The sequence below is a fragment of the Paenibacillus salivarius genome, assembly GCF_051307165.1.
Taxonomy (GTDB): domain Bacteria; phylum Bacillota; class Bacilli; order Paenibacillales; family Paenibacillaceae; genus Fontibacillus.
The window spans coordinates 4,892,663-4,918,549 of record NZ_CP195592.1 but is presented as its reverse complement, the minus strand read 5'-3'; the positions used below and the strand labels follow the sequence as shown (position 1 = coordinate 4,918,549).

General features: G+C 50.6%; 26 protein-coding genes and 1 other annotated feature. All 26 genes read left to right on the top strand.

Annotated features, from left to right (window positions below):
* Positions 1-31 precede the first annotated feature (31 nt).
* A complete protein-coding gene (gene cysS, locus ACSFXJ_RS22965) occupies positions 32-1,432 on the top strand; it encodes a cysteine--tRNA ligase (RefSeq protein WP_435922630.1) in 1,401 nt (466 codons plus the stop codon).
* The gene (locus ACSFXJ_RS22960) at positions 1,417-1,929 is read left to right on the top strand and encodes a Mini-ribonuclease 3 (RefSeq protein ID WP_435922629.1); all 513 of its coding nucleotides are present in this window, start codon (positions 1,417-1,419) and stop codon (positions 1,927-1,929) included. Before cysS ends, ACSFXJ_RS22960 begins: the two co-directional genes overlap by 16 nt.
* A 42-nt stretch (positions 1,930-1,971) precedes the next feature.
* Positions 1,972-2,724, top strand: a complete 753-nt coding sequence (gene rlmB / locus ACSFXJ_RS22955; protein ID WP_435922628.1) for a 23S rRNA (guanosine(2251)-2'-O)-methyltransferase RlmB — start codon at positions 1,972-1,974, stop codon at positions 2,722-2,724.
* Positions 2,725-2,730: 6 nt separating this feature from the next.
* Complete coding sequence (locus tag ACSFXJ_RS22950) at positions 2,731-3,252, top strand: NYN domain-containing protein (protein ID WP_435922627.1); 522 nt, start codon at positions 2,731-2,733, stop codon at positions 3,250-3,252.
* Positions 3,253-3,411: 159 nt separating this feature from the next.
* Positions 3,412-4,065: an RNA polymerase sporulation sigma factor SigH gene (sigH, locus tag ACSFXJ_RS22945; RefSeq protein ID WP_435922626.1), complete on the top strand. Its 654-nt coding sequence runs from the start codon at positions 3,412-3,414 to the stop codon at positions 4,063-4,065.
* Positions 4,066-4,528: 463 nt separating this feature from the next.
* Positions 4,529-4,678, top strand: a complete 150-nt coding sequence (gene rpmG, locus ACSFXJ_RS22940) for a 50S ribosomal protein L33 (RefSeq protein ID WP_071784256.1) — start codon at positions 4,529-4,531, stop codon at positions 4,676-4,678.
* A 21-nt stretch (positions 4,679-4,699) separates the two neighbouring features.
* Positions 4,700-4,891, top strand: coding sequence for a preprotein translocase subunit SecE (secE, locus tag ACSFXJ_RS22935; protein ID WP_435922625.1), 192 nt, complete (start codon positions 4,700-4,702; stop codon positions 4,889-4,891).
* Positions 4,892-4,914: 23 nt separating this feature from the next.
* On the top strand, positions 4,915-5,448 hold the full coding sequence (gene nusG / locus ACSFXJ_RS22930; RefSeq protein ID WP_044482538.1) for a transcription termination/antitermination protein NusG: 534 nt from the start codon (positions 4,915-4,917) through the stop codon (positions 5,446-5,448).
* Positions 5,449-5,519: 71 nt separating this feature from the next.
* The gene (gene rplK, locus ACSFXJ_RS22925; RefSeq protein ID WP_044482537.1) at positions 5,520-5,945 is read left to right on the top strand and encodes a 50S ribosomal protein L11; all 426 of its coding nucleotides are present in this window, start codon (positions 5,520-5,522) and stop codon (positions 5,943-5,945) included.
* Positions 5,946-6,094: 149 nt separating this feature from the next.
* Complete coding sequence (rplA, locus tag ACSFXJ_RS22920; RefSeq protein ID WP_435922624.1) at positions 6,095-6,787, top strand: 50S ribosomal protein L1; 693 nt, start codon at positions 6,095-6,097, stop codon at positions 6,785-6,787.
* A gap of 81 nt (positions 6,788-6,868) precedes the next feature.
* Positions 6,869-7,019 (top strand) — a sequence feature (ribosomal protein L10 leader region).
* Positions 7,020-7,056: 37 nt separating this feature from the next.
* Positions 7,057-7,560, top strand: a complete 504-nt coding sequence (rplJ, locus tag ACSFXJ_RS22915; RefSeq protein ID WP_435922623.1) for a 50S ribosomal protein L10 — start codon at positions 7,057-7,059, stop codon at positions 7,558-7,560.
* A gap of 60 nt (positions 7,561-7,620) precedes the next feature.
* Positions 7,621-7,986 carry a 50S ribosomal protein L7/L12 gene (gene rplL, locus ACSFXJ_RS22910; RefSeq protein WP_435922622.1) on the top strand — a complete coding sequence of 122 codons (366 nt, stop codon included), beginning with the start codon at positions 7,621-7,623 and terminating at the stop codon, positions 7,984-7,986.
* A 196-nt stretch (positions 7,987-8,182) separates the two neighbouring features.
* Positions 8,183-8,782, top strand: a complete 600-nt coding sequence (locus ACSFXJ_RS22905; protein ID WP_435922621.1) for a class I SAM-dependent methyltransferase — start codon at positions 8,183-8,185, stop codon at positions 8,780-8,782.
* Between the two features lie 337 nt (positions 8,783-9,119).
* Entirely contained in the window at positions 9,120-12,665 is a 3,546-nt protein-coding gene (rpoB, locus tag ACSFXJ_RS22900; protein ID WP_435922620.1) for a DNA-directed RNA polymerase subunit beta, read from the top strand.
* Between the two features lie 85 nt (positions 12,666-12,750).
* Positions 12,751-16,365 carry a DNA-directed RNA polymerase subunit beta' gene (gene rpoC / locus ACSFXJ_RS22895; protein ID WP_435922619.1) on the top strand — a complete coding sequence of 1,205 codons (3,615 nt, stop codon included), beginning with the start codon at positions 12,751-12,753 and terminating at the stop codon, positions 16,363-16,365.
* A 150-nt stretch (positions 16,366-16,515) separates the two neighbouring features.
* Positions 16,516-16,770: a ribosomal L7Ae/L30e/S12e/Gadd45 family protein gene (locus ACSFXJ_RS22890; protein ID WP_435922618.1), complete on the top strand. Its 255-nt coding sequence runs from the start codon at positions 16,516-16,518 to the stop codon at positions 16,768-16,770.
* Positions 16,771-16,904: 134 nt separating this feature from the next.
* Complete coding sequence (rpsL, locus tag ACSFXJ_RS22885; protein WP_018753998.1) at positions 16,905-17,327, top strand: 30S ribosomal protein S12; 423 nt, start codon at positions 16,905-16,907, stop codon at positions 17,325-17,327.
* A 66-nt stretch (positions 17,328-17,393) separates the two neighbouring features.
* A complete protein-coding gene (rpsG, locus tag ACSFXJ_RS22880; RefSeq protein WP_148458027.1) occupies positions 17,394-17,864 on the top strand; it encodes a 30S ribosomal protein S7 in 471 nt (156 codons plus the stop codon).
* A gap of 44 nt (positions 17,865-17,908) precedes the next feature.
* Entirely contained in the window at positions 17,909-19,987 is a 2,079-nt protein-coding gene (fusA, locus tag ACSFXJ_RS22875) for an elongation factor G (protein WP_435922617.1), read from the top strand.
* A 100-nt stretch (positions 19,988-20,087) separates the two neighbouring features.
* The gene (gene tuf, locus ACSFXJ_RS22870) at positions 20,088-21,278 is read left to right on the top strand and encodes an elongation factor Tu (protein WP_435922616.1); all 1,191 of its coding nucleotides are present in this window, start codon (positions 20,088-20,090) and stop codon (positions 21,276-21,278) included.
* Positions 21,279-21,481: 203 nt separating this feature from the next.
* Positions 21,482-22,816, top strand: a complete 1,335-nt coding sequence (locus ACSFXJ_RS22865) for a protoglobin domain-containing protein (RefSeq protein ID WP_435922615.1) — start codon at positions 21,482-21,484, stop codon at positions 22,814-22,816.
* A gap of 270 nt (positions 22,817-23,086) precedes the next feature.
* Positions 23,087-23,395 (top strand): 30S ribosomal protein S10, encoded by a 309-nt coding sequence (rpsJ, locus tag ACSFXJ_RS22860; RefSeq protein WP_009226637.1) that lies wholly within the window; start codon positions 23,087-23,089, stop codon positions 23,393-23,395.
* Positions 23,396-23,436: 41 nt separating this feature from the next.
* Positions 23,437-24,060, top strand: a complete 624-nt coding sequence (rplC, locus tag ACSFXJ_RS22855; protein WP_435922614.1) for a 50S ribosomal protein L3 — start codon at positions 23,437-23,439, stop codon at positions 24,058-24,060.
* 26 nt (positions 24,061-24,086) lie between these two features.
* The gene (gene rplD, locus ACSFXJ_RS22850) at positions 24,087-24,710 is read left to right on the top strand and encodes a 50S ribosomal protein L4 (RefSeq protein ID WP_435922613.1); all 624 of its coding nucleotides are present in this window, start codon (positions 24,087-24,089) and stop codon (positions 24,708-24,710) included.
* Positions 24,710-25,000: a 50S ribosomal protein L23 gene (gene rplW / locus ACSFXJ_RS22845; protein WP_435922612.1), complete on the top strand. Its 291-nt coding sequence runs from the start codon at positions 24,710-24,712 to the stop codon at positions 24,998-25,000. Before rplD ends, rplW begins: the two co-directional genes overlap by 1 nt.
* 28 nt (positions 25,001-25,028) lie before the next feature.
* Positions 25,029-25,859 carry a 50S ribosomal protein L2 gene (gene rplB, locus ACSFXJ_RS22840; RefSeq protein ID WP_435922610.1) on the top strand — a complete coding sequence of 277 codons (831 nt, stop codon included), beginning with the start codon at positions 25,029-25,031 and terminating at the stop codon, positions 25,857-25,859.
* Positions 25,860-25,887: the final 28 nt, after the last annotated feature.

Below are 25,887 nucleotides of genomic sequence, written 5' to 3'. Positions count from 1 at the left end.
AATAAGAACCCCAAGGGAAAGGAACGAGAGAATGGCACTGCATATCTATAACACGCTCACCCGAATGAAGGAGCAGTTCGTCAGCCAGGAACCGGGAAAGGTCAAGATGTACGTGTGCGGACCTACCGTTTATGGTTATATTCATATCGGCAACGCGCGGCCGATGATTTTTTTCGATGTCGTGCGGAGCTACCTGGAAAATCAAAAATATGAAGTGAACTATGTGGTGAACTTCACCGATGTGGACGACAAGCTGATCCGCAAAGGGGAGGAAATGAATCTGCCCGTGCCGGAAGTCGCCTCCATGTTCATCGATGCTTATTACGAAGACCTGGACGGACTTGGCATTCCACGGGCAACCGCCAATCCGCGCGTCACGGAAAATATGGACATTATCATCGAGTTTATCCGCGATCTGGAAAGCAAAGGCTATGCTTATGCAAATGGCGGGGATGTCTTTTTCCGGACGAAAAATTTCGAGGGCTACGGCAAATTATCCGGCCAAAATATAGAGGAGCTTCAGTTCGGCATCCGGATCGATGTGGACGAGCGGAAGGAGAATCCGGAGGATTTCGTGCTCTGGAAGGCCGCCAAGCCGGGCGAAATCCATTGGGACAGTCCATGGGGCCCGGGCCGGCCGGGGTGGCATATCGAATGCTCCGCCATGTCGCGTCATCTCCTCGGAGATACGCTGGATATCCACGGCGGCGGACAGGATTTGCAGTTCCCGCACCACGAATGCGAGGTTGCCCAATCCGAAGCCTTGACAGGCAAGCCGTTCGCAAGCTATTGGATGCATAACGGGTATATCAACATCGGCGGGGAAAAAATGTCGAAATCGCTCGGCAACGGGGTACTCGTGAAGGATCTGCGCAAACAGTATAAACGGGAAGCGATCCGGTTCTTCATGCTGTCGACCCAGTATCGCAACCCGCTGAATTTCACCGAAGAGGCCATGCTTCAAGCGGAGAGAGGCGTAGAGCGGATCGAAAACTGCCTCGGTAATCTGCGCCACCGTATGGACACCGCCACGAAAGGTGAGGACGTGACCCCGGAATGGGAGGAGAAGCTCAGAGAAATTTGGCTGACCTTCCACAGCAAAATGCAGGACGATTTCAATACGCCGGATGCGATTACCGCGGTGTTTGAATGGGTGAGCGAAGTGAACGGGCTGCTGCAAAAACCGAGCGTATTACGCGCCGATCTGGAAGCCGCGCTTGCGTTGTTCACGGAGATGAACGGCGTGCTGCGCCTCGCGGCCGAAGAGCAGGCAGAGCTGCTTGACGACGAAATCGAAGCGCTCATCGCCGAGCGGACGGAGGCGCGGAAGTCCAAAAACTGGGCCCGGGCCGACGAAATTCGCGATTTGCTGCAGGAGCGGGGAATCCTGCTGGAAGACACGCCGCAGGGCATGAGATGGCGGCGCAAATGACGGGCCCGGGAACTGACGGGGGCGCGCTGTTTGCCAACGGGTGCCCGGAGGAGACTGGCTCGGCGGGAACGGCCGGAGCCCCGGTGCCGGCGGCGCTGTGGTTCCCCGAGCCGCCTGCCAAACCGGCGCGGCTGCTGCCGCCGCTCGCGCTCGCGTACATCGGGGACGCCGTCTTCGAGGTCGCCGTCCGCCAGCATGTAATGGCCCGGCCGAACCTGCGGCCCCATCACCTTCATCGGCTCTCGACCGGGTACGTCGCCGCCAAAGCCCAAGCGCGGCTGCTCGCCCTGCTTGAGCCGCAGCTTACCGAAGAAGAAAAAGACGTTGTCCGGCAAGGCCGCAACGCGAAATCCGGCACGGTTCCCAAAAACGCGAACGTGCAGGATTACCGCCACGCTACGGCTTTCGAAAGCCTGATCGGCTATTTGTACTATACGGGCGAGCATGACCGCATGCGGCATTTGCTCGCGCAAGGGTTCGAACTTTTGGACTCTTGATTCCGCTACAGACTTGAACATCAAACCTCCAGGAGGATGGATATGGAAGACCAAGAATGGATCGCCGGCAAGCATTCGGTGCTTGAAGCGCTGAGAGCCGGCCGGACGATCAATAAAATATGGGTAGCCGAAGGCGCCCAGAAGCATTTAACCCAGCCGATCGTCGCGGAGGCCAAAAACCGCGGCATTATCGTCCAGACCGTGGACAAGCGTAAGCTGGATCAGATGGTGCCGGGCGTACAGCATCAAGGCGTCGTTGCTCAGGCCGCCCCTTACGCCTATGCGGAAGTGGAGGATTTACTGGCGAAAGCTGCGGAGCGGGGAGAGCCGGCCTTTTTGCTCGTTCTCGACGAAATTGAAGATCCGCACAATCTGGGCTCGATCCTAAGAACGGCGGAATGTACGGGGGTACATGGCGTGATCATTCCGAAGCGGCGCTCCGCCGCAGTCACGGCCACCGTATCCAAAACGTCGGCCGGGGCCGTCGAATACGTGCCTGTCGCCCGGGTAACGAATCTCGTACAAACGATGGAGCAGCTGAAGGAAGCCGGCGTCTGGGTCGTCGGAACCGATGTTGAGGCAAAGGAAGAAATCTATGGGGGCGGCGATATTTTGACCGGCCCGGTGGCGATCGTGATCGGAAACGAAAATCAGGGAATGGGACGGCTCGTGCGGGAAACCTGCGACGTGCTGCTCAAGCTTCCGATGAGCGGGCGGCTCAATTCCTTGAACGCTTCGGTCGCCGCCGGAGTCGTCATGTATGAAGTTCTCCGCAGACGCCGCGCCCAAGGATAACGGTTCATGCGCGATACGCGCGACGTTCTATTGGTGGACGGCTACAACATGATCGGCGGATGGCCCGAGCTGTCCGCTTTGGGCAAGAAGAGCCTCGAGGAAGCGAGGGACCGTTTGCTTACGCGGTTGGCGGACTATCAGGCCTTCTCGGGGAGAAAAGTCATCGTGGTGTTCGATGCATACCGGGTGCCCGGACTTGGAAAGTCGTTTGCCCAGTACAAAATCGACATTTTTTTTACCAAGGAAAAGGAAACGGCGGATGAATGCATCGAACGGCTGGTCGGCGAGTTCTCGAACCGGAGGCGGCAGATTTATGTGGCCACGAGCGATATGGTGGAGCAGCACGTGATATTCGGACAGGGGGCGCTACGGATCTCGGCGCGCGAGCTGTTGACCCAGGTAGAACAAAGCGAAAAAGAGATCCAGGTCAGATTGAAGGAGCGCAGCAGCCGTTCCGGGCGGAATACGATCGACGACAAATTGAGCCCGGAAATCCGGCAGCTGTTCGAGCGCTGGCGCAGGGAATGAAAGTAATTTCTTACTCTTTTGCTCCAAAATGCCCTTGACAAAGTTCGACTTTACATCTTTTGGTACTTTTTCAGTTGACGCTATTATGCACGATCATATATACTGTTCGTATTACTTGAATGAGTGACGGGGCACCGTGCGTTGCAGCCGGAGGGATATGTGGTGAGTGTCAACCTCGAGACATGGGTTAGATTCGACTATGAGGTTTTAAGTGACGAAGACATCGTAGAAGCCGTCCGTAACGGCGATAGTGAAGCTTTGGAGTACTTGATCAACAAGTACCGCAGTTTCGTGCGCGCCAAAGCAAGGTCCTATTTCCTGATTGGTGCCGACCGTGAGGATATCATCCAAGAAGGAATGATCGGGCTTTACAAATCGATCCGGGACTTTCGGGGGGACAAGCTGTCTTCATTCAAAGCATTTGCCGAGCTTTGCATTACGCGGCAGATCATCACGGCGATCAAGACGGCGACGCGGCAGAAGCATATCCCGCTGAATTCCTATGTTTCGTTGGATAAGCCGATTTATGACGAAGATTCCGACCGGACGCTTCTGGACGTAATTTGCGGTTCCCGCGTGTGCGATCCGGAAGAGCTGATCATTAATCAAGAGGAATTTGTCGGCCTCGAGGATAAAATGTCCGAAATTCTCAGCGACCTTGAGCGCAAGGTGTTGATGCTTTATCTGGACGGACGCTCCTACCAGGAAATTGCGGTAGACCTGAAACGCCATGTCAAATCGATCGACAACGCGCTGCAGCGCGTGAAACGCAAGCTCGAACGTTACCTGGAAGTGCGGGACGGCGGCAATTGAGCGAACGAATATATTCATAGAGTGGAAAGCAAAGGGACGACGGAGACGGCGCCCTTTTTTTGCGCCTATAGCAAGTATTAGGATAGGCACAATCACGCGCTATTCGCCTCTTTAACGATAGTTTTTAATCTAAAAAAGGTAAATAGCCCATTTCAATGATTCGGCTATGGAATCGAACAGGCTGGTGGTTTATCTTTCCGGAACATGTGCCATACTAGATCAATACGCTTTCGATATCCAGAACCCGCTGTCCGGCGGGCATTTTCCGATTCAAGAGCCTTTTTCGAATTCCCTCTATTTAACGAAAGGAGAAGCTTCTCAATTCGTTGACACGTGTAGGGGCATGTGATAAAGTGTTTTAGGTAGGCCTAAATTTGTGTTTTCCATTTTTGGATAACTGCAGGTCTTTAGGTCAATTCATGAGACTTTCTAAAAACAAGAATGTCTTCGGGAGGTGCACATCATGCGGGTAATTATTACGTTGGCTTGTACGAACTGCAAGCAAAGAAACTACACGACAACGAAAAACAAGCGTAACCACCCCGACCGCATGGAGATGAAGAAATTTTGCAAGTTTTGTAACGAGCAAGTTCCTCATCGCGAAACCAGATAGCCTTTGGAGGTGTAGTCGCGCATGAAAAAGAGTTTCAAGTCGTTGTTCTCTTTTTTCTCTGAAAGCTGGGCTGAGCTTAAAAAAGTTCGCTGGCCTAATCGTAAAGAGCTGACTAATTATACGCTGATTGTGCTGGGTACAATTGTAGTTGTCGCGATTTATTTTTGGGTACTTGATATCGGCATCTCTGCTGTGATCGAAGCGATTATTTAAGAAGGGTCCATAGGTGGCTTGATATGGAAAAAAGATGGTACGTAGTTCATACCTATTCCGGGTATGAGAACAAGGTCAAAGCCAATTTGGAGAAGCGTGTCGAGTCCATGGGCATGGAAGACAAGATATTCCGCGTACTTGTTCCGATGGAAGAAGAAGTGGTGAACAAGGACGGTAAGAAAAAGACCGTCATGCGTAAAGTTTACCCCGGATATGTCTTGGTGGAAATGATCCAAACCGATGATTCCTGGTACGTTGTTCGCAACACGCCGGGCGTTACGGGGTTTGTCGGCTCTACGGGATCGGGCTCCAAGCCTACGCCTCTGCTCCCTGAAGAAGTGGAACAGATTTTGCAGCATATGGGCATGGAAGAACCGAAGCCGGTTATCGAGTTCGATTTGAAAGAATCCGTACGCATCAAGGTTGGTCCGTTTGCCAATTTTGTCGGATCCATCGAAGAGATTCTGGTCGACAAAAGCAAGCTGAAGGTTCACGTCAACATGTTTGGACGAGAAACCCCGCTTGAGCTGGATTACACTCAAGTGGAAAAGATATAGGTTTCTTAGGGTTTCATGTGGGAGGGGCGGTAAGCTCCGTCTACCACTATTAGGGCAAGGAGGTGTTTTACATGGCGAAAAAGGTTATCAAAGTAGTAAAACTGCAAATTCCTGCAGGGAAAGCGAATCCTGCGCCACCGGTAGGTCCGGCTTTGGGTCAAGCGGGTGTCAACATCATGGCATTCTGTAAAGAGTTCAACGCGCGTACTGCCGATCAAGCAGGTTTGATCATTCCGGTTGAAATTTCGGTGTTTGAAGATCGTTCCTTTACTTTCATCACCAAAACTCCTCCGGCAGCCGTTCTGCTTCGCGTTGCAGCGAAGATCGAGAAAGGTTCCGGTGAACCGAACAAGAAGAAAGTGGCTACCGTGAAACGCGACGTAGTTCGTCAAATCGCGGAGCAAAAAATGCCTGACCTTAACGCGGCTTCCGTTGAATCGGCTATGCGTATGGTTGAAGGTACTGCTCGCAGTATGGGCATCACGATCCAAGACTAATTCTTGGGAGTGTACAAGCAACGACGTTGCAAGGCATCTTAGAAACGCATCATGATAAGCAACGGAAGTTGCGACGGATGAATCGAACATTGCGAATCATCCGCAAGTGGGAGGATATTCCGCTAATACCACAAAGGAGGACGAATTTCATGGCTAAACACGGTAAAAAGTACCTTGAAGCCGCCAAGCTGTTCAACAGCGAAGCGACATATGAGCCTTCCGAAGCCGTTGAACTGGTGAAAAAGGCTGCGACTGCGAAATTCGACGAAACCGTTGAAGCCGCAGTTCGTTTGGGCGTAGACCCTCGTAAGCAAGACCAAGCTGTCCGCGGTGTTGTTGTCCTGCCTCACGGCACGGGTAAAACACAACGCGTTCTGGTATTCGCCAAAGGTGAAAAAGTGAAGGAAGCGGAAGCTGCCGGCGCTGATTACGTTGGCGATCAAGACATGATCAACAAAATCCAACAAGGCTGGTTCGAGTTCGATGTCTGCGTAGCGACACCGGACATGATGAGCGAAGTTGGTAAACTGGGCCGTCTGCTCGGCGGTAAAGGCCTCATGCCTAACCCTAAAGCAGGCACGGTTACATTTGATGTAGCCAAAGCCGTTCAAGAAATCAAAGCGGGTAAAATCGAGTATCGTTTGGATAAGGCTGGTCAAATTCATGCGCCGATCGGTAAAGTTTCCTTTACTGCAGAGCAATTGAATGAAAACCTTAAAGCTCTTATCGACGCGCTGAACCGGGCTAAACCGGCTGCTGCGAAGGGCGTATACTTGAAAAACATCGCGATTTCTTCGACGATGGGTCCAAGCGCTCGCGTAAACACTGCTGTATACAGATAATACCACCCCCTTCATTGGGAAAAGGGATTGACATGATGGTCGTCTCTTGGTAAACTGAAGCAGTTGTTTTACAGCGACAACTGAATTTGAATATGCTTACCGTAGACAGTAGGTGCCCCAAAGGCTTAATTTCCTACCGAGGTGTTGTGATAGAATATCGTGTACTGCAGTTTTCTGTAGTTGATGATTCATCAGGCCTTCGTGATTCTACGGAGGCTTTTTTCATGAATATGAAGAGGGCCGAGTAAATCTATCAGGAGGTGTACAGGTTGGCAAACGCAAAAGTAATTCAAGCTAAACAGGAAGCCGTTGAAGTCGTAACAGCCAAGCTGCGCGAAAGCGCAACTACTGTTGTAGCGGACTATCGCGGTCTGAACGTTGCCCAAGTTACGGAATTGCGCAAACAGCTTCGTGAAGCTGGCGTGGAATTCCAAGTATTGAAAAATACGCTCGTTCGTCGTGCGACTGCAGCTGCGGAACTGACTGAACTGGATGAAGTTCTGACAGGTCCTACAGCGATCGCATTCAGCGTGAACGACGCTGTGGCTCCGGCTAAAATTCTGAGCGATTTCGCGAAGAAGAACGAAGCCCTTAAAGTTAAAGGTGGCGTGGTTGAAGGTCGTGTAGTCGGCGTTGACCAAATCAACGAGCTGGCGAATCTTCCGTCCCGCGAAGGTCTCCTTTCGATGCTCCTCAGCGTGCTTCAAGCTCCAGTGCGCAACTTCGCACTCGCAGTCAAAGCCGTTGCAGAGAAAGAAGAAGCAAGCGCGTAAGCATTTTTTGAAGTTAGCTCTTTAAAACATTAATCAATTTAAAATAATGGAGGTTCTACCATGAGTAAAGAAAGCATTTTGGAAGCTATCAAAGGCATGACTGTTCTTGAACTGAACGATCTCGTTAAAGCAATCGAAGAAGAATTCGGCGTAACTGCAGCAGCTCCAGTTGTTGTAGCTGGCGGCGGCGGTGGCGCAGCTGAAGCAGCTGAGCAAACTGAATTTGACGTAATCCTGGCTAACGCTGGTGCGTCCAAAATCAACGTTATCAAAGTGGTTCGCGAAATCACTGGCCTCGGCTTGAAAGAAGCCAAAGACCTGGTTGACAACGCACCAAAACCGTTGAAAGAAAAAGTTGGCAAAGAAGAAGCAGAAGCTGTAAAAGCAAAATTGGAAGAAGCAGGCGCAACTGTAGAAGTGAAGTAATCTTCATCCAATCGATCGCAAACCCCTTGAATCATATTCAAGGGGTTTGTTTAACATCATGGCCCTGATTTTAGTTACAGAACTTGCAAGACATTCAGCTAATCGGCGCTATTCGCGACGTTTAGTTCAGAACATGCCTTCTGGTTGCGAGTTTTGCAACTAAAAAAGTTCAAGGCAGGAAAGGAGGGGGAAGCAGGTGGCGGATCATTATTATACGAACAAGCCGATGACGGCCCATGACCGCAAGGTGTTGGAGGTGTCGTTGCGCGGACAGCAATTTCGGTTTGTCAGCGATGCGGGGGTGTTTTCCAAAGGGGGCATCGATTACGGCAGCCGGACGCTGATTGAAGCGATGGATATTCCCGCGGACGCCAAAGTGCTTGATGTGGGTTGCGGCTACGGACCGATTGGACTTGCCGCAGCGCGGCTCGCGGTTTCGGGACATGTCACGATGATCGATGTCAACAGCCGGGCGATAGAGCTTGCCAAAGAAAATGCAGCCGCAAACCGGTTGGCGAACGTTACGATTCTTGAGAGCGATTTGTTCGCGGCGCTTGACGATGAACAATTTGACGTCGTGCTGACCAACCCGCCGATCCGTGCAGGTAAAGAGACGGTGCATGCGATTTTTGAAGGGGCTTATGAAAGATTGCGCAGCGGCGGGGCGTTGTGGATTGTCATTCAGAAAAAGCAGGGAGCGCCGTCGGCGAAGGAAAAGTTGGAGTCTCTGTTTGGTATGGTAGAGGAAGTTACGAAGGATAAGGGATATCGGATTTACAAAGCGACAAAAAAATAGTTTGACTTGGCAAAACGGTTGTGTTATTATTATAAAATGTCAGTATTAGGATGCCCTCTGTGGCTTTACCTTACTGAAATGTCAAGAGTTATTCGTGGAACATGCATAAAATCGCATCGAATTACGTATAATATGTACATTTCGGGTAAATCTACTGATACGGGGACATCAGATTGGAAATGACACGGATAATGATGCTCTTTTTTCGAAAGCATTCGATAAGGGCTTTTCTTTATTTGTGCATCATTCCATGAATCCGTATGGTCCTATTATAAGGGTACAAACACGGGTTCGCAATGTATTTTTAAAGTGAGTAGACATGAGGGGTGAGTATAAGTTGGCAGGACATCTTGTTCAATATGGTCGACGCACTCGGCGAAGTTATGCACGAATTAACGAGGTACTCGAAGTTCCGAACCTGATCGAAATCCAACAGAAATCCTATGAGTGGTTCTTGGAAGAAGGCCTTCGGGAAATGTTCCAGGATATCTCGCCGATTCAGGATTTCACCGGAAATCTGGTGTTGGAATTTATCGATTACAGTCTTGGAGAACCAAAGTATACGGTAGATGACGCGAAAGAACGCGACGTTACGTATGCTGCTCCGCTTCGGGTTAAAGTCCGGCTCATTAACAAGGAAACCGGCGAAGTCAAAGAGCAGGAAGTATTTATGGGAGATTTCCCGCTGATGACGGAAACCGGCACATTCATTATTAATGGTGCGGAACGGGTTATTGTCAGCCAGTTGGTTCGCTCTCCTAGCGTCTATTTCAGTACTAAAGTAGATAAGAACGGCAAAAAAACGTATACCGCAACGGTTATTCCAAACCGCGGTGCATGGCTGGAGCTGGAGACGGATGCGAAGGATATCGTGTATGTCCGCATCGACCGCACCCGTAAAATCCCGGTTACCGTGCTGCTTCGCGCGCTTGGCTTCGGAACCGACGCCGAAATTCTCGATTTGCTCGGCAACGATGAATATATCCGCAATACGCTCGATAAAGACAATACCGATTCCACGGAGAAAGCCCTCATTGAAATTTATGAGCGCCTTCGTCCGGGTGAACCGCCAACTCTTGACAATGCGAAGAGTTTGCTTGTGGCGCGTTTCTTTGATCCGAAACGATATGATCTGGCCAATGTCGGCCGTTACAAAATCAATAAAAAGCTGCACATCAAAAACCGTCTGTTCAACCAGCGTCTGGCGGAATCTTTGATCGACACCAGCACCGGAGAAATCATCGCCGAAGCGGGTCAAATGGTTGACCGCCGTTTGCTCGATCAAATTATTCCTTACCTGGAGAACGGGGTAGGTTTCAAAAACTATCATGTGGCCGGCGGCGTTCTTGACGCCAACGACGTGCCGCTGCAGACGGTCGACGTATTCTCGCCGATCGAAGACGGCAAAGTTGTTAAGGTCATTGCGAACTGCAATATCGACAAGTCGGTGAAGCATATTACACCGGCCGATATCATTTCGTCGATCAGCTACTTCCTGAACCTGCTGCACGGAATCGGAAGCACGGACGATATCGACCATCTCGGCAACCGCAGACTGCGTTCGGTAGGGGAGTTGCTGCAGAACCAGTTCCGTATCGGTTTGTCCCGGATGGAGCGCGTTGTGCGCGAAAGAATGTCGATCCAGGATGCGAATGTGATTACGCCTCAGGCGCTCATCAACATTCGTCCGGTTATCGCTTCGATTAAGGAGTTCTTCGGAAGTTCGCAGTTGTCCCAGTTTATGGACCAGACGAACCCGCTTGCGGAACTTACGCATAAACGCCGTCTGTCCGCACTCGGTCCTGGTGGTTTGACGCGGGAACGCGCAGGCTTTGAAGTGCGCGACGTCCACCATTCCCACTATGGCCGGATGTGTCCGATCGAGACGCCGGAAGGCCCGAACATCGGTTTGATCAACTCCTTGTCGACGTTTGCGCGCATCAACGAATATGGCTTCATCGAAGCTCCGTATCGTTGGGTCGATCCGAATACCGGCAAAGTTACGGATCAAATCGCATATTTGACTGCCGACGAAGAAGATAACTATATCATCGCCCAGGCGAACGCGGTGTTGAATGAAGACAACACGTTCCGCGACGAGAATGTTATCGTTCGTTATAACAAGCAGTCCGACAACATTTTGACGATGCCGAGCGACCGTGTCGACTATATGGACGTATCACCTAAGCAGGTTGTGTCCGTCGCGACCGCGCTGATTCCGTTCTTGGAAAACGATGACTCGAACCGCGCTCTGATGGGTTCGAACATGCAGCGTCAGGCGGTTCCGCTTTTGATTCCGAAAGCGCCGCTTGTGGGTACGGGCATGGAGCATAAATCCGCGAAAGATTCCGGGGTATGTATTGTTTCCAAATACGACGGAATTATTGAGCGGTCCGCCGCGAACGAAATTTGGCTGCGCCGCGTCGAAACGATTGACGGCAAAGAAGTCAAAGGCGACCTGGTTAAATATAAATTACACAAATTTATGCGTTCGAACCAAGGAACATGCATCAACCAGCGTCCGATCGTAAAACGCGGAGACGTCATCAAGAAAGGTGATATCCTCGCGGACGGGCCTTCGACCGAAATGGGCGAATTGGCACTCGGACGTAACGTTGTCGTCGCATTTATGACTTGGGAAGGTTATAACTACGAGGATGCGATTCTCTTAAGCGAAAAACTCGTGAAAGAGGACGTATACACCTCGATTCACATTGAAGAATATGAGTCCGAAGCCCGCGATACGAAGCTCGGACCGGAAGAAATCACACGCGACATTCCGAACGTCGGCGAAGAAGCGCTCCGCAATCTTGATGAGCGCGGCATTATCCGCGTCGGTGCCGAAATCGGCGCAGGGGACATCCTCGTAGGTAAAGTTACTCCGAAGGGCGTAACCGAACTGACTGCGGAAGAACGCCTGCTGCATGCGATCTTCGGCGAGAAGGCTCGCGAAGTGCGCGACACATCCTTGCGCGTACCGCACGGTACGGACGGGATCGTCGTCGACGTCAAAGTGTTCACTCGTGAAAACGGCGACGAATTGCCTCCGGGCGTGAATCAGCTCGTTCGTGTATATATTGCTCAAAAACGTAAAATCTCCGAAGGCGATAAAATGGCCGGACGCCATGGTAACAAAGGGGTCGTGGCCCGGATCCTGCCGGAAGAAGATATGCCGTTCATGCCTGACGGTACGCCTGTACAGGTCGTACTCAACCCGCTGGGGGTTCCTTCGCGGATGAATATCGGGCAGGTACTGGAAATCCATCTCGGGATGGCCGCGATGAAGCTTGGTATTCATGTGGCTACGCCGGTATTTGACGGAGCCAACGAATACGACGTGTTTGACACGATGGAAGAAGCCGGCATGCAGCGCAACGGTAAGACGCTCTTGTATGACGGCCGGACGGGTGAACCGTTCGAACGCGAAGTTACCGTCGGCGTCATGCATATGATCAAGCTGGCGCACATGGTCGACGATAAGATCCATGCCCGCTCTACGGGTCCTTACTCGCTCGTTACGCAACAACCGCTCGGCGGTAAAGCCCAGTTCGGCGGACAGCGTTTCGGGGAGATGGAAGTTTGGGCACTGGAAGCTTATGGTGCCGCTTATACGCTGCAGGAAATCTTGACCGTCAAGTCGGACGATGTGGTCGGACGCGTAAAAACGTACGAATCGATCGTCAAGGGCGAGAATGTGCCAGAACCTGGTGTGCCGGAATCGTTTAAAGTCTTGATCAAGGAACTTCAAAGTTTGGGTATGGACGTCAAAATCCTCACCGAAAACGAAGAAGAGATCGAGATGAAGGAAATCGACGATGACGACGATGCGTCCGGGGACAAACTCAGCTTGAACCTGGAAGGCGCGGAAGTCGGAGTGGAATAAGCATCCCTGGCGGCGGCAACGCCGCCAAGCGATGATGATAGCCGGAGATTGACAATATCAGGACTTGGTTAAGGAGGGATGCTCCTTGTTGGACGTCAACAACTTCGAGTATATGAAAATCGGGCTCGCTTCCCCGGAAAAAATTCGTTCTTGGTCCCGCGGAGAAGTAAAGAAGCCTGAAACGATCAACTACCGTACATTGAAACCGGAAAAAGAAGGGCTGTTTTGCGAGAAAATTTTCGGCCCGACCAAAGACTGGGAATGTCACTGCGGTAAATATAAACGCGTTCGATATAAAGGCGTCGTCTGCGATCGCTGCGGCGTCGAGGTAACAAGAGCGAAAGTGCGCCGCGAACGGATGGGTCATATCGAACTGGCTGCGCCGGTATCCCACATCTGGTATTTCAAAGGGATTCCGAGCCGTATGGGCTTGGCGCTCGATATGTCGCCGCGCTCGCTGGAAGAGATCATTTATTTTGCATCCTATGTAGTCACCGATCCGGGCGAAACTCCGCTGGAGAAGAAGCAGCTTCTGTCCGAAAAGGAATACCGCAGCTATCGTGAGAAATACGGCTACGGATTCCAAGCCGGCATGGGCGCCGAAGCGGTTAAGAAATTGCTGCAGGATCTTGATATCGATAAGGAATTGGAGTTTCTGAAAGAAGAGCTCCGCACGGCGCAAGGCCAACGCCGCAACCGTGCGATCAAGCGTCTGGAAGTGATCGAGGCGTTCAAGAGCTCGGGCAACGAGCCGGAGTGGATGGTTCTCGACGTGCTTCCGGTCATTCCGCCGGAGCTTCGTCCGATGGTACAGCTGGACGGCGGCCGCTTTGCGACCTCCGACCTTAATGATTTGTACCGCCGGGTCATCAACCGGAACAATCGTCTGAAACGCCTGCTTGACCTCGGGGCGCCGGACATTATCGTTCAAAACGAAAAACGGATGCTCCAGGAAGCCGTTGACGCCCTGATCGACAACGGCCGTCGCGGACGTCCGGTTACGGGTCCGGGTAACCGTCCTTTGAAATCCCTCAGCCATATGCTGAAAGGGAAACAAGGCCGGTTCCGGCAAAACCTCCTCGGTAAACGGGTCGACTATTCCGGCCGTTCCGTTATCGTCGTAGGTCCTTACCTGAAAATGTATCAATGCGGTTTGCCGAAGGAAATGGCGCTTGAATTGTTCAAGCCTTTCGTCATGAAAGAGCTGGTAAACAAAGGTCTTGCCCATAACATCAAGAGCGCAAAACGCAAAGTGGAACGCGTCAGCCCTGAAGTTTGGGACGTGCTCGAAGAAGTCATCAAGGAGCATCCGGTTCTGCTGAACCGTGCCCCTACGCTTCACCGTCTCGGGATCCAGGCGTTCGAGCCGATTTTGGTCGAAGGCCGTGCGATTCGTCTTCACCCGCTCGTATGTACGGCGTATAACGCCGACTTCGACGGTGACCAGATGGCCGTTCACGTTCCGCTGTCCGCGGAAGCCCAAGCCGAAGCGCGCATCCTGATGTTGGCTTCCGGCAACATCCTGAACCCGAAAGACGGCAAGCCGGTCGTTACGCCATCGCAGGATATGGTCCTCGGATCTTACTATCTGACGATGGATAACAAGGAAGCCAGAGGTGCAGGGATGATTCTCGGCTCCGTGAATGAAGCATTTTCCGCTTATCAGCGCGGAACCGCCGAGCTTCATGCTCGCGTTGCCATTCCGGCCAAAGCGCTTGGCAAAACAGGATTTACGGAAGCTCAACAAAACGCGCTGCTCATTACGACAGTAGGGAAAATTATCTTTAACGAAATCTTCCCGTCCAGCTTCCCGTACATCAATGAGCCGACGAGAGCGAATTTGTTCAACGGCACGCCGGATGAATACTTCATTCACGATAAAGGCGTGGATATCCGTGAAAAGATTATGGGAGCTAAGCAGGCAGGCGGGATAGGTAAAGAATACCTCGGCGAAATCATCGGCCGCTGCTTCGAGATTTACCATACGACGGAAACGTCGATTATCCTTGACCGAATCAAGCAAACGGGATTCACCTATTCCACTCGCGCCGGCGTAAGTATCGCGGTTGCGGACGTTATCGTTCCGGACGAGAAACAGGCGATTCTGCGCGAATCGGATGAAAAGGTCAATGTCATCACTACGCAATACCGTCGCGGTCTGATTACGAACGAAGAACGTTATGACCGTGTTATCGATATCTGGTCCAAAGCGAAGGACCAAATTACCGATGTGCTCATGAAATCGATGGACCGTTACAATTCCATCATGCTCATGGTCGACTCCAAGGCGCGCGGTAACAAATCGCAGATCACCCAGCTCGGCGGGATGCGGGGTCTGATGGCCAACCCGTCGGGTCGGATCATCGAGCTCCCGATCAAGTCGAACTTCCGCGAAGGTTTGACCGTCCTCGAGTACTTCCTCTCGACGCACGGTGCGCGGAAAGGTCTTGCGGATACGGCGCTTCGGACGGCCGACTCCGGTTACTTGACACGTCGTCTCGTAGACGTTGCGCAAGACGTCATCGTTCGCGAGGAAGATTGCGGTACGGATAAGGGCTTTACCGTCGGCGTAATCCAAGACGGTAAGGAAGTTATCGAAGGCTTGTTCGACCGGATCGAAGGACGTTATTCTTTCGAAACGATCAAGCATCCTAAAACGGGTGAAATTATCATTCACCGCAATGAACTGATCGATTCCGACAAAGCGCATGAAATCGTGGATGCCGGCATCGAGAAGCTTCAAATCCGTTCCGTGCTCAGCTGCCGCGCACGTCATGGCGTATGCAAGAAGTGCTACGGACGCAACCTGGCAACCGGCAAGCATGTCGAAATCGGGGAAGCGGTCGGGATTATCGCCGCTCAATCCATCGGGGAACCGGGGACCCAGCTCACCATGCGTACGTTCCATACCGGGGGCGTTGCGGGTGACGATATTACCCAAGGTTTGCCGCGGATCCAGGAGCTCTTTGAAGCCCGGAATCCGAAAGGTCAAGCGACGATCAGTGAGATCGACGGCGTGATCAAAGAGATCCGTGAAGCCAAGGACCGCCGGGAAATCGAGGTTCAGGGCGAAGCGGAAACGAAGGTGTACTCCGTGACTTACGGTTCCCGTCTTCGTGTATACGAAGGTCAGGAGATCGAAGCTGGCGACGAATTGACCGACGGTTCCATCGACCCGAAAGAAATTCTACGCATCAAAGGTATTCGCGGCGTGCAGAACTATATTCTTCAGGAAGTACAACGCGTATACCGGAACCAGGGCGTGGAAATCAACGACAAGCATATCGAAGTTATGGTCAGACAGATGCTGCGCAAGATCCGCATCGTCGATAACGGAGATACGCCGCTTCTGCCAGGATCCTTTGTCGACCTGTATGAGTATGAACAAGCCAACAAAGACGCGATCCTGTCCGGCAATGAACCCGCCGTGGCCAAACCGGTCTTGCTCGGGATCACCAAAGCATCGCTTGAAACGGATTCCTTCTTGTCCGCCGCTTCCTTCCAGGAAACGACGCGCGTGCTCACCGATGCCGCGATCAAAGGCAAAGTGGATAAACTCCTCGGCTTGAAGGAAAACGTCATTATCGGTAAGCTGATTCCTGCAGGTACGGGCATGAACCGTTATCGCAGCATTCAGTTTGAAGAGCCTGTCAGCGATGATGCGGCCGAAGAAAACCTGGAGCCGGTCTCCGTTGAATAAACCGGAATAACAACTGGTGCGAAGGCGGGAAAATCACCCGCCTCCGCACCGTTCTTTTTTCAATTAATTGCTTGACATCGCCTGTTCGGGATGGTATTATATCGAAGTGCGTGAGTACGGATATAACCTGTTCTTTGGAGGACGTTATCGATGTCTAATGATAAAGGTTTACAGGACGCTCATGTCAAAATCGGCACCAAGCAAACGATGAAGATGGTGGAACTTGGACGAGCCGATGAAGTATATGTGGCTGAAGATGCAGATCCGCGCCTTACGTCGAAGATCATTGCCATATGCAATCAACGGAACGTGAAAGTGACGCTGGTTGATACGATGCAGAACCTGGGCAAAGCCTGCGGGATTGAAGTCGGAGCGGCAATGGCTGCGATTGTGAAGCATAGCTGATAGGAATGTTTTTGCTTAAGGGGGAATCCCGCCGGCAAAAACTTTTCATTTGTTCTTTTATGAACCGCCTGGGTCTGTGGGCTTAAAAATGGTTTGTGAAGGATTTGAAAATTGAGGAAGGGGGTGGCAACAACATGCCAACAATTAACCAATTAGTCCGTAAAGGACGTCAAGACAAAGTGTACAAATCGAAGTCGCCAGCATTGCAAAGAGGTTTCAACGCCTTGAAGCGTGAGGCTACCGATTTGAGCTCTCCGCAAAAACGCGGTGTGTGCACTCGTGTAGGTACAATGACTCCTAAGAAACCGAACTCCGCGCTTCGTAAATATGCCCGTGTTCGTTTGACGAACCGTGTAGAGGTGACGGCTTACATTCCAGGTATCGGTCATAACCTGCAAGAACACAGCGTTGTTTTGATTCGCGGCGGCCGGGTCAAGGACCTTCCGGGCGTGCGTTACCATATCGTACGCGGAGCCTTGGATACCGCTGGCGTTAACAACCGGATGCAAGCTCGTTCGAAATACGGTGCTAAACGTCCGAAAGCAAAAAAATCCTAAGCTGATCGTCAGGTCATCTTATTGAACCGTCAATAGTTTTGGATTAATACTGAAAGGGGGATAACTATGCCACGCAAAGGTCCAGTTACGAAGAGAGACGTGTTGCCGGATCCGGTGTATAACAGCAAGCTTGTTACTCGTCTGATCAACCGCATCATGCTCGACGGTAAACGCGGTGTTGCTCAAAGCATTCTGTACAACGCGTTCAACATCATTCAAGAACGTACGGGGAACGACCCTATGGAAGTTTTTGAAGCAGCATTGAAGAACATCATGCCGGTTCTGGAAGTTAAAGCTCGCCGTGTAGGTGGTGCGAACTACCAAGTACCTATCGAAGTTAAGCCGGAAAGACGTACATCCTTGGGATTACGTTGGCTCGTGAACTACTCCCGCAACCGCGGTGAGAAGACAATGGAAGAGCGTTTGGCTGCCGAGATCATCGACGCATCCAATAACACAGGCGCTTCCGTTAAGAAACGCGAAGATACGCACAAAATGGCCGAAGCGAACAAAGCGTTCGCACACTATCGTTGGTAGGATTCGGTTCAACCCACTAATTTATTTTGAAGGGAGACAGATTCATGGCAAGAGAGTTCTCCTTGAAAAATACACGTAATATCGGGATCATGGCGCATATTGACGCCGGTAAGACAACCACGACGGAACGGATCTTGTTCTACACAGGCCGTACGCACAAAATCGGGGAAGTTCACGAGGGTGCTGCGACAATGGACTGGATGGAGCAGGAGCAAGAGCGCGGAATCACGATTACGTCCGCTGCGACGACCGCTCAATGGAAAGGTCACCGCGTAAATATCATCGATACCCCGGGACACGTTGACTTCACAGTCGAAGTTGAACGTTCCCTGCGTGTATTGGACGGGGCAGTAGGCGTTTTCAGTGCGAAAGAAGGCGTTGAGCCTCAGTCTGAAACCGTTTGGAGACAGGCTGACCGTTATGGCGTTCCTCGGATCGCTTATGTAAATAAAATGGACATCATCGGTGCCGACTACCTGAACGTTGTCAAAGATATGCGCGATCGTCTGCAAGCGAACGCAGTTGCAATCCAACTGCCGATCGGTGCGGAGAGCGACTTTGTCGGTATTATCGACATCATCGCTCAAAAAGCGTACATCTACAAAGACGACTTGGGTCAAAACATCGAAGAAGCCGAAATTCCAGCCGATCTGGCTGACAAGGTTGAAGAACTGCGTGCGGAATTGATCGAGAAAGTTGCGGAACTGGATGAAGAATTGACGATGAAATACCTCGAAGGCGAGGAAATCACCGTTGAAGAACTGAAAGCCGCTCTGCGCAAAGGTGTTTGCGAAGTTAAGATCTTCCCTGTAGTTTGCGGTTCCTCTTACCGTAACAAAGGGATTCAGCTGATGCTGGATGCCGTTATCGATTACCTGCCTGCGCCGGTTGACGTACCTTCCATCCAAGGTCACTTGGAAGACGGTACTGAAGTGGAACGCCACTCTTCCGACGAAGAGCCGTTCGCTGCGCTCGCATTCAAAATCATGACGGACCCTTATGTTGGTAAGCTGACGTTCTTCCGCGTATACTCCGGTATTTTGCAATCCGGTTCGTACGTGCTGAACGCAACGAAAGGCAAACGCGAACGTATCGGCCGTATCCTGCAAATGCACGCCAACAGCCGTCAAGAAATCACTGAAGTTTACTCCGGTGACATCGCGGCAGCCGTTGGTTTGAAAGATACGGGCACAGGTGATACACTGTGTGATGAGAAGGCGCCGGTTATTCTTGAATCGATGAACTTCCCTGATCCGGTTATCGAAATCGCGGTTGAGCCTAAGACTAAGGCCGACCAAGATAAAATGAGTGTTGCTCTCGGTAAATTAACTGAGGAAGACCCGACTCTTCGCGCTTCTACCAATGAAGAAACCGGCCAAACGATCCTTGCGGGTATGGGTGAGCTTCACCTTGATATCATCATCGACCGTATGCGCCGCGAATTCAAGGTGGAGACGAATGTTGGTAAACCTCAAGTTGCTTACCGCGAAACATTCAAAGCTCCTGCTCGCGTTGAAGGTAAATTCGTTCGCCAATCCGGTGGTCGTGGTCAATACGGTCACGTCTGGGTTGAATTCGAACCGCTCGAGCCAGGCAGCGGCAACCAGTTCGACAGCAAGATCGTCGGCGGTTCCGTACCAAGAGAATACATTGCTCCTGCTCAGCAAGGTATTGAAGAAGCCATGAAGAATGGTGTCCTTGCAGGCTTCCCATTGGTAGACGTTAAGGCAACCATCGTTGATGGTTCTTACCATGACGTTGACTCCAGTGAAATGGCGTTTAAGATTGCCGGTTCCATGGCGCTTAAAGCAGCCAAGGAGAAGTGCCAAGCAGTTCTGCTTGAGCCAATCATGAAAGTTGAAGTAACGGTTCCTGAGGAGTACATGGGCGACGTTATGGGTATGCTGAACTCCCGCCGCGGACGGATCGAAGGTATGGATTCCCGTGGTGGCGCGCAAATTATCCGTGCGAAAGTACCTCTCTCCGAAATGTTCGGTTACTCGACCACCTTGCGTTCCGGTACACAAGGACGCGGCGTATTCTCGATGGAACTTTCCCACTACGAAGAAGTTCCTAGAAATATCTCCGAAGAAATTGTGTCCAAGAATAAAGGCGCAGAATAAAACCAGTATCTGCTAACCAGGGAACCGCGAACTGTTTAGGGGAGGGTGCTCCTGGTTAGTCAAACATATCAATCCATATTTTAAGGAGGAAATGTTCAAAATGGCAAAGGCTAAATACGAACGTACAAAACCGCATGTTAACATCGGTACAATCGGTCACGTCGACCATGGTAAAACTACGCTGACTGCAGCGATCACAACTGTATTGTCCAAAACTTATGGCGGTGCTGCTATGTCGTTTGACCAAATCGACAAAGCTCCGGAAGAACGCGAACGCGGTATCACAATCTCCACTTCCCACGTGGAATATGAATCCGCTAACCGTCACTATGCACACGTTGACTGCCCAGGGCACGCCGACTATGTTAAAAACATGATCACTGGCGCGGCTCAAATGGACGGCGCAATCCTGGTTGTATCCGCAGCTGACGGCCCAATGCCGCAAACTCGCGAGCACATCCTGTTGTCCCGTAACGTAGGCGTTCCTTACATCGTCGTATTCTTGAACAAATGCGACATGGTTGAAGACGCTGAGCTGATCGAACTCGTTGAAATGGAAGTTCGCGACCTGTTGAACGAATATGAGTTCCCTGGTGACGACACTCCAATCATCCAAGGTTCCGCTCGTGAAGCTCTTCAAAACCCTGATGGCGAATGGGCACAAAAAATCGTTGAAATGTTCAACATCATCGACGAGTACATTCCGCTTCCAGAGCGTCCAGTGGACAAACCGTTCCTGATGCCAGTCGAGGACGTATTCTCGATCACTGGTCGTGGTACGGTTGCTACAGGCCGTGTTGAACGCGGTACTGTTAAAGTCGGCGACGAAATCGAAATCGTTGGTATCAAAGAAGAAACTAAGAAATCCGTCGTTACAGGCGTTGAAATGTTCCGTAAATTGCTCGACTCCGCTGAAGCGGGCGACAACATCGGCGCATTGCTCCGCGGTGTTGACCGTAAAGAAATCGAGCGCGGTCAAGTATTGGCTAAGCCGGCTTCCGTTAATCCGCATACTGAGTTCTCCGCTCAAGTATACGTATTGACTAAAGAAGAAGGCGGACGTCATAAGCCTTTCTTCACTGGCTACCGTCCACAATTCTATTTCCGTACAACTGACGTTACAGGTGTTATCAACCTGCCAGAAGGTACTGAAATGGTTATGCCTGGCGACAACATCGAAGTTACTGTATCCCTGATCTCCCCAATCGCAATCGAAGAAGGAACTCGCTTCTCCATTCGTGAAGGCGGCCGTACAGTTGGATCCGGTGCCGTTGTTTCGATCAGCAAATAATTAAGCACTCGTGCTAAAGGTCCGTTCCCTAGGGAACGGACCTTTTTATGTATAATCGAAATGGCGGATCGGCAACATTCGACACCAAATACAAAGAAAATGTCGAATAATGTTGAAATATCTCTTTACAGTGATTTTTGCCACAGATATAATTCACTCATCAAGATCAACTATTCCGCTAAGCAAGGAGAGGATTATATCAGATGAAATGCCCTTTTTCCATGATGCGCCACCAAGCTTCATCGCTTCGGCAAGCCGGTTCGGCATTGAGCGAGAACGGAACCGGATGTGATCAAAATGAGACAAATCCACTTTTCATTGGAGACGGGGAAATTAACGAACAATTAAGAATGATCGATTTTAATGAAGGGGATGTCCAGGTTTTACATGAAATGCTGCCGATGATTACGAGAAGGATAGATTGGATCGTAACCTCCTTTTACCAGTCGGTACTTGATGTACCTAAGCTTGAAGCGATCATTCATAAACACAGTACGGTGGAGAGATTGAAGCAAACTTTGAGGGCACATCTGCTGGAGATGTTCAGCGGAAATGTTGATCAGGAATTTTTGGAAAAGCGTTTAAACATAGCGAGGGTTCATAAACGTGTGGGACTTGAGCCCAAATGGTACCTTTCCGCATTTCAGAATTTGCAGAACGCTATTTTGCAAACCATATATAAGGAAGTAAAAGATGAGCAACAACTGCTGCAGATGGTGAGAACCACAACAAAACTGTTGAACCTGGAACAGCAAATCGTTCTGGAAGCATATGAAAAGGAACATATCCGGGAGAAAGAAGAGCATTACGAAATCGTTAAAAACGAGTTGAAGAGCAAAATAACGGGGTTTAGTGAGGAGCTCGAGGATTTGAGTCTGTCTACCAATGCGTCCGTAGAAGAACTGGTACAAAGCGGCAATGAAGTAAATGAAGCGATAAAAAGGTCTTCGGAAGCTTCATTAAACGCAAAAGCGTTGGCGGAAGACGGAAAAAGCTCCTTGAAGCTGCTTCAGGAGCATATCGGAGGGATTCACGATAAAACCAGCTCGATGGAGGAGTTGATTCTTCACTTAAATCAATCTTCTGCGCAAATCCAAAGGGTTGTCGGCGCGGTTGAGGAAATCGCCAGTCAGATCAAGCTGTTATCATTAAACGCCTCGATTGAAGCGGCACGAGCGGGAGAGCATGGGCGGGGGTTTGCCGTAGTGGCGAGCGAAGTGAACAAGCTTTCCGAAGAAGCGAAAAATACCGTCATCCAGATTGCGAATCTCGTCCAACAATCCTCTGCGATCACTATGGATGTGACCCGCGTGATTGAAGAGGTCAGAAGCCTCGCCGAACAAGGAGAAACGCATTCCAAAGATAGCGGCGATATGTTCACCCGTATATTAACCTCGATGGAACGCAGAGCGGACGATATCGTTGTACTTGAAACACAAATTCGAGAACTGATTACTACTATAGAAGGAATCGGCACATCCACAGCGGATGTGGCGGATTCGGCGGAACGTTTGAATCGGGTATCCATGAATTTATAAGTCATAAACAGCGTGTTTCTTAAGATGTATTTAAAGAGAAACGCGCTTTATTTTTTGCCGAATCGGAGGAAAAGAAATCCGGTCAACAACTTTTGATTTAATGCTTGCAATGAGCCCGCCTTTTCTATATAATAATGAATGTTGTTCTGTGACGTTGCGATGATGTGAGAGGTTACTGACACACCCGGCCCCTTTGCCATGGGAGAGTGGTCAGAAAATTTTCACGGAGTATGTCCGATACCAAATTGGGCGATAGAAGGAGGGACTAAAATGGCAAAGCAAAAAATTCGTATTCGTTTGAAAGCTTACGACCACAGAATTCTTGATCAATCCGCAGAGAAAATCGTTGAAACGGCAAAACGTTCCGGTGCTGGTGTTTCCGGGCCGATTCCGTTGCCAACCGAGAAACAAGTTATTACTATTCTCCGTGCGGTACACAAGTACAAGGATTCCCGGGAGCAATTCGAACAACGGACGCACAAACGTCTGATCGACATTGTGAACCCGACTCCACAAACTGTGGATGCCTTGATGCGCTTGGACCTGCCGTCCGGTGTAGATATCGAAATCAAACTGTAATCCAATTAGCAATGGAATAGGAAAGGAAAAGAGGTGTCAACATGAAAGGTATCTTAGGAAAAAAACTCGGCATGACTCAAGTGTTTACTCCGGAAGGGAATGTCATTCCTGTAACGGTTATTGAGGCAAGCGGCAACGTTGTCCTCCAAAAGAAAGATCTTGAGAATGATGGCTACGAAGCGATTCAAATCGGCTATGCCGACAAGAAAGAAGCTAGAGCCAACAAGCCTGAAGCAGGCCATGCGAAAAAGGCTAATACAGCGCCTAAGCGCTACGTTCGCGAAATTCGCGGTGTTGATCTGGCAGGATACGAAGTTGGCCAAGAGGTCAAAGTCGATATTTTTGCAGAAGGCGAATTTGTTGACGTAACTGGTGTTTCGAAGGGTAAAGGATTCCAAGGCGTTATCAAACGCTGGGGACAAAGCCGCGGCCCAATGGCGCACGGTTCCCGTTACCATCGTAGACCAGGTTCCATGGGTTCGATTCAAGCGAACCGCGTTCCTAAAGGCAAACGCCTTCCAGGACATATGGGCCACGACACGGTTACCATTCAACATCTTGAAGTGGTAAAAGTCGATGCTGAACGTAATGTTCTGCTCGTTAAAGGTTCGATCCCAGGTCCTAAAAACAGCTTCGTAAAAATCAAACAAACGATTAAGAAATAATCGAACAAGGAAAGGAGGAACAACAAATGCCAAAAGTAGCACTTTTTAATGTCAGCGGTAGCCAAGTAGGCGAAGTTGAACTGAATGATGCGGTTTTCGGTATCGAGCCAAACGTTCACGTTCTGCATGATGCAGTTGTTATGCAACGCGCTTCCCTGCGTGCTGGTACCCATAAAGTAAAAGGACGCTCCGAAGTTCGCGGCGGCGGCCGTAAACCTTGGAAACAAAAAGGAACGGGCCGTGCTCGTCAAGGTTCCATCCGTGCCCCTCAATGGGTAGGCGGCGGTACTGTGTTTGGTCCGACTCCGCGCAGCTATGCGTTTAAATTGCCGAAGAAAGTACGTCGTCTGGCGATTAAATCGGCTTTGTCTTCGAAAGTGATCGATCAGGACATCATCGTGCTTGACGCTTTGAGCCTGAACGCTCCGAAGACGAAAGAGTTCGCAGCGATTTTGAACAACCTGAAAGTGGATCGCAAAGCACTCGTTGTAGCTCCGGCTTATGACGACAATGTGGCGCTTTCCGCACGTAACATTCCAGGCGTGAAATTCGTAGCGGCTGAAGGCATTAATGTTCTTGACGTGTTGACGCACGACAAACTGATCATTACGAAAGAAGCAGTTCAGAAGGTAGAGGAGGTGCTCGCGTAATGAAAGATCCTCGTGATATTATCAAACGCCCGGTGATTACGGAACGTACGGCTGAATACATGAACGACCTGAAATATGTGTTCGAAGTGGACATTCGTGCCAACAAGACCGAAATCAAGAAAGCTGTGGAAGCGATCTTTGGTGTTAAAGTGAGCAATGTGAATACCCTGCGTGTTCCTGCCAAGCCAAAACGTTACGGTCGCCACTTCGGATACACTCCGGAATGGAAGAAAGCGTTCGTTACTTTGGCGGAAGGCAGCAAGCCGCTTGAGTTTTTTGAATCGGTATAAAATCGTCTAAAGTAAGGAGGGAAATCTAGTGCCTATCAAAAAGTATAAACCGACATCCCCGGCAAGACGCGCTATGTCCGTGTCGACGTTCGAAGAAATCACCACGAATCAGCCGGAAAAATCGTTGCTTGCGCCGCTGAGCAAAACCGCTGGCCGCAACAACCAAGGTAAAATTACGGTTCGTCACCATGGCGGCGGACACAAACGTAAATACCGCATCATCGACTTCAAACGGAACAAAGACGGAATTCCAGGTAAAGTTGCTACGATCGAGTACGACCCGAACCGGACTTCCAACATCGCTTTGATCCACTATGCCGACGGTGAAAAACGCTACATTCTGGCTCCTAAGGGTCTGAAAGTAGGCGACGTGATCGAATCCGGCGCTGGTTCCGACATCAAAATCGGTAACGCTATGCCGCTCGAAAACATTCCAGTAGGTACAGTTATCCACAACATTGAACTGAAGCCTGGCAAAGGCGGACAACTCGTTCGCGCAGCCGGTACTGAAGCTCAATTGTTGGGTAAGGAAGAAAAGTACGTTACGATCCGCCTTTCCTCTGGCGAAGTTCGTAAGGTCCTGAAAGTTTGCCGCGCTACAATCGGCGCTGTAGGCAACGGTGACCACGAGCTCGTTAAGATCGGTAAAGCAGGCCGTAACCGCTGGCTTGGCAAGCGTCCTGAAGTGCGCGGTGTCGTCATGAACCCTAACGATCACCCACACGGTGGTGGTGAAGGTCGCGCTCCGATCGGTCGCAAATCGCCATTGTCTCCTTGGGGCAAACCGACCCTTGGTTACAAAACGCGTAAAAAAGGCAAAGCTTCTGATAAATATATCGTTCGCCCTCGCACGAAGTAATCCGCACCTTTGCGGATCACTTCGCGGC